At 69.4% G+C, this 4,465-nt stretch carries 5 protein-coding genes; all 5 read left to right on the top strand.

Annotated features, from left to right (window positions below):
• Window positions 1-233: efflux RND transporter permease subunit (locus KVT45_RS54610; RefSeq protein WP_217562514.1), on the top strand; the 233-nt coding region annotated here is incomplete at its 5' end.
• Window positions 234-472: 239 nt separating this feature from the next.
• Window positions 473-1,429 (top strand): ABC transporter permease, encoded by a 957-nt coding sequence (locus KVT45_RS54605; RefSeq protein ID WP_217562513.1) that lies wholly within the window; start codon window positions 473-475, stop codon window positions 1,427-1,429.
• A complete protein-coding gene (locus KVT45_RS54600) occupies window positions 1,426-2,331 on the top strand; it encodes an ABC transporter permease (protein WP_217562511.1) in 906 nt (301 codons plus the stop codon). Before KVT45_RS54605 ends, KVT45_RS54600 begins: the two co-directional genes overlap by 4 nt.
• Before the next feature lie 67 nt (window positions 2,332-2,398).
• Window positions 2,399-3,970 carry an ABC transporter substrate-binding protein gene (locus KVT45_RS54595; RefSeq protein WP_217562509.1) on the top strand — a complete coding sequence of 524 codons (1,572 nt, stop codon included), beginning with the start codon at window positions 2,399-2,401 and terminating at the stop codon, window positions 3,968-3,970.
• Window positions 3,955-4,465, top strand: a 511-nt coding sequence (locus KVT45_RS54590) for an ATP-binding cassette domain-containing protein (protein WP_217562507.1), incomplete at its 3' end; no start/stop codon positions are given. The genes KVT45_RS54595 and KVT45_RS54590, both read left to right, overlap by 16 nt.

Below are 4,465 nucleotides of genomic sequence, written 5' to 3'. Positions count from 1 at the left end.
CCCTGATCCCCATGGCGCTCGGCATCACCGAGGCGGGCGGATTCATCTCCGAGCCCCTTGCAGTCGTGGTCATCGGCGGCCTGATCAGCTCCACGCTGCTCACTCTGGTGCTGATCCCCACCCTGTACACCATGGTGGAGACGCGCCGCGAGCGCCGTCACGACAAGCGGAGGAAGGGGCAGGTGGCTGCGGTGGAGCAACCTCTCACGCAGCCAGCGGTCCCGGCGCACTGACCCGTCCGGCCCGCCGCATCCGCCCGCACCGACAATCTGTTCCGTTGAGCGGACATGCGCCGCCAACCGGTTCAGGCCAGTCCCCATGCTGGGCTCCCATCGCGCCAACCCCGGTGCGGCGGCAGGCGAATGTGCCGGGTCACGGCCTCCGCCCGCACCGATCACACCCACCGCGGCGGCGGCCGCACACCTCACCGGATGACCACACGTCACCCACGCCTTCCAAGGAAGCGAGTCGCATGGTGCTCACCACCGCGAGACGGGTCCTTCGCAGCCTGGTCGTGATCATCCTGGTCACGATGGGCTCCGTGGCACTGCTGAGTCTGGCGCCGGGATCGGCCGCCTCCGTCATCCTGGGAGAGAACGCGACACCGGCGGCGGTCGCGAAACTGAACGCCAGACTCGGCATGGACCAACCCCTCTGGCATCAGTACATCGACTGGCTCGGACACGCAGTCACGGGCGATCTCGGCACCTCGCCGGTCACCAACGAATCGGTCACGCACGCGGTCCTGTCCCGACTGCCCGTGACACTGGAACTCGCGGCCATCGCACTGACGTTGTCCCTGGTCGTCGCCCTGCTCCTGGCCATCGTCTCCGCGGCCCGGGAAGGGTCTGCGGTGGACCGCGGGGCCACGGCCCTCTCGTCGGTGCTGCTGTCGGTGCCGGCCTTCATCGCGGGGCCCGTGCTCATCTACTTCTTCTCGCTGAAGCTGGGCTGGCTCCCCGTCAGCGGATGGGCCCGGATCAGCACCGACGGCCTCGGAACGAACCTGCGCGGCGCTCTGCTCCCGGCCGTGTCGATCGCCCTGACCGAGATCGCGGCCTTCCACCGGGCGCTGCGGGCGGATCTCATCTCCACCCTGCGCGAGGACTTCATCGCCGCCGCCCGGGCCAAGGGGATGAGCCCCGCCTACGTCATGTTCCGTCACGCGCTGCGGCCGTCGTCGTTCTCCCTGATCACACTGGCCGGCATCAACCTCGGTCGGCTGATCGGCGGGACCGTCGTCGTCGAGATCCTGTTCTCGCTGCCCGGCCTCGGCCAGTTGGTCGTCTCCTCGATCGTCTCCCGGGACCTCGTCTCGGTCCAGGGAATCGTGGTCTTCGTCGTCGTGGCGTACGTCCTCGTCAACACCCTGGTCGACCTCAGCTACCACTGGCTGGATCCGCGGGTCAGAAAGGCGGCCGCAGCATGACGAGCGTCCAGCGCACCGTCACGACGGGACCGGACACCGGGACCGGCGACGGCGACGGGACGGAGCCCTCCGTCCCGGCCGTGCACCGCAGACGGTCGATCCTCGTCGCGATCGCCTACACCTGGCTCGCCGTGATCGTCCTCGCGGCCGTGTTCGCCGACGTCCTCCCGCTGGCGCCCTACGACCGTCCCGTCGGCCTGCCCCGGCAGACACCGAGCCTCCACTCGCTCGACCTGCTGCTCGGCACCGACCAGCTCGGCCGCTCGCTGCTGTCCCGCTGCGTCTACGGAGCACGGGTCTCGCTGCTGGTCGGAGCCGGCGCGGGCCTGATCGGCTCGGCCGTGGGGACCGCACTCGGCATGGTCGCCGGATACCTCCGCGGCCGTACCGACTCGGTGATCAGGCTGATCGCGGACGCGATGCTCGCGTTCCCGCCGCTGATCCTCCTGCTCGCGCTGGCCGCCGTCCTCACCCCCAGCGTGTCGACCATCCTCATCGGGCTGACCCTGCTGGTCGTCCCGACCTTCGTCCGGCTGGCCAGAGCCAACACGCTGTCCTGGGCCTCCCGCGAGTTCATCACCGCCGCCCGCAACATGGGCGCGAGCAGGCGGCGGATCCTGGCCCGGGAGATCCTGCCCAACCTGCTGCCCTCACTCGGCGCCTACCTGCCCGTCGTGATGGCCGCGTTGATCGTGGCGGAGGGCTCCCTGAGCTTCCTCGGCATGGGCATCCCACCCCCCTCACCGAGCTGGGGCGGAATGATCTCCGACGGCAAGGACTCCGTCGGTGACTACCCGCACCTCGTCTTCGTGCCCACCGCGTTCATCTTCCTGACCGTGTTCGCCCTCAACCAGGCCGGTGACCACCTGCGGCACCGGTTCGACCGCGGTCTGCACGACTGACGCGGTCCGGCCCCTGCCCGCTCCGGGGCGGCCGGCTTTCCAGCACGTCCACGACAAGGGGTCAACGATGATCCGTAGAAAGTGCTTCATCACGATTGCCACAGCCACCGCGGCACTTCTGCTCGGTGCCTGCGGGGGCGGCGGCGGTGGGAAGAGCGCCGGGGGATCGACCGGGGCGACGGGCAAGCCGGTCGCCGGCGGGTCCGCCCGCGTCCTCACCCTCAGCGAACTCCGTACCCTCGATCCCGCGCAGATGGGCAACAACTTCGTCAGCGGCGCCATCGTCGGCAACGCGCTCTACGGCACCCTGCTGACGGACGATCCCCAGTCCGGGAAGATCCGCGGCTCCCTGGCCGAGTCCTTCAGCTCCTCGGACGGCGGGAAGACCTTCGAGCTGAAGCTGCGTGACGGGCTGACGTTCTCCGACGGCACCCCGCTCGACGCCGCCGCCGTCGAGTACAACTGGGACCGCATGCGCCTCCCGGCCACCGCGTCCCCGTACCAAGCCGATGCCTCGCTGGTGACGTCGACGAAGACCGTCGACGCGACGACGCTGAAGGTCACTCTGGCAGAGCCCATGGCGCAGTTCGCCCAGTCCGTCGTCACCACGTCCATGAACTGGATCGCCTCACCGACCGCGCTCGGCAAGGGGGCGAAGGCCTACGACGCACACCCCGTCGGCGCCGGACCGTACACGCTGAAGGAGTGGCGCCGGCAGGACGCCATGGTGTTGGTGAAGAACCCCAAGTACTGGGACGCGCCCAAGCCTTACCTGGACCAGCTCACCCTGACGGTCGCCCTCGACGCGACCCAGCGCGTCAACACCGTGATCAGCGGCGGCGCGGACCTTGCCATCGAACAGAACTGGGAGAACCTGAAGAAGGCGTCCGACGCGGGGCTGCCGACCACGACGTCCCCGCTCAGCGGTGGCACCTACCTCGCCCTCAACACCCGGCGCGCGCCGTTCAACGACATCCGGGCCCGTGAAGCGCTGTCCGACGCCATCGACTTCAACGCCCTGAACGCCTCGGTGTACGACGGGACGGGCGAGACCGTCGACACGGTGTTCCGCAAGTCCTCGCCCTTCTACACCGACATCCCGGTGGGCAAGCCCGACGCGGCCGCCGCGCAGAAGTTGTTCAACGAGATCGCGGCCGACGGCAAGCCCGTCTCGTTCACCTTCACCACCTCCGCGTCGACGGAGAACAAGGCCCAGGCGGAGTCCATCCAGTCCCAGCTCAGCAAGTTCAAGAACGTCACCATGAAGATCAAGGTGGTCGACTACGCGGAGTTCATTCCCCTGCAGACCTCGCACGACTTCGACGCCGTGGTGTCGTCCGCCGCCTTCAACGACCCGGAGCCCAGGCTCTGGACCGCGTTCGAGGGCGACTCGCCGACCAACATGACGGGCATCAACGACGCCCAGCTCGACCAGGCCCTGCTGAAGGGCCGCACGGCGACCACCGTCGCGGACCGCAAGGCCGCCTACGAGACCGTGCAGCGGCGGCTCGTGGCACTGCGCCCCATGCTCTGGATCCTGCGCAACGCCGGCAGCGCGATCTCCGGCAAGAACGTCGGCGGCCTCACCCAGTACGGGTTCGGCTCGCTGCTTCCGGAGGACCTGTGGATCAAGCACTAGGCGACCCGGCCGACCGGGCTGACCCGATCGACCCGGTCGGCCCGATCCTCGAAGTCCGCGATCTCCGGGTCCACATCGGGACGTCGCGCGGTGTCGTACGGGCCGTCGACGACGTCTCCCTCACGATCGGGCGCGGACAGGCGCTGGGCGTCGTGGGGGAGTCGGGTTCCGGCAAGTCGGTGACCGCGAAGGCGGTCATGGGCATGCTGCCGAGGGGCGCGGGATGCAGCGGTCAAATCCTCTTCCGGGGGCGGGACTTGCTCACCCTGTCCCGGAGCGAGCGCAGGAAGATCTGGGGTGCCCAGGTCGCCATGGTGCTCCAGGACCCGGGGCGGTCGCTCAACCCGGTCGTACGGGTGGAACGGCAGCTCACCGAGGGCATGCGCCGGCACCTCGGTGTCGGGCGCGCGGAGGCGCGGGGGCGGGCCGTCGATCTCCTCGTCGAGGTGGGCGTGCCCGACCCGGAGCGTCGGCTGCGCAACTACCCGCACGAAC

It is taken from the genome of Streptomyces sp. GbtcB6 (assembly GCF_019091475.1).
Taxonomy (GTDB): domain Bacteria; phylum Actinomycetota; class Actinomycetes; order Streptomycetales; family Streptomycetaceae; genus Streptomyces; species Streptomyces hyaluromycini.
Note: the sequence above shows the minus strand (reverse complement) of the source record. Positions and strands in the feature narration are given on the sequence as shown.

Excerpts from the sequence above, each read along its gene's own strand:
- KVT45_RS54605 (WP_217562513.1), top strand. The coding sequence starts at position 473 with ATGGTGCTCACCACCGCGAGACGGGTCCTTCGCAGCCTGGTCGTGATC.
- KVT45_RS54600 (WP_217562511.1), top strand. The coding sequence starts at position 1,426 with ATGACGAGCGTCCAGCGCACCGTCACGACGGGACCGGACACCGGGACC.
- KVT45_RS54595 (WP_217562509.1), top strand. The coding sequence starts at position 2,399 with ATGATCCGTAGAAAGTGCTTCATCACGATTGCCACAGCCACCGCGGCA.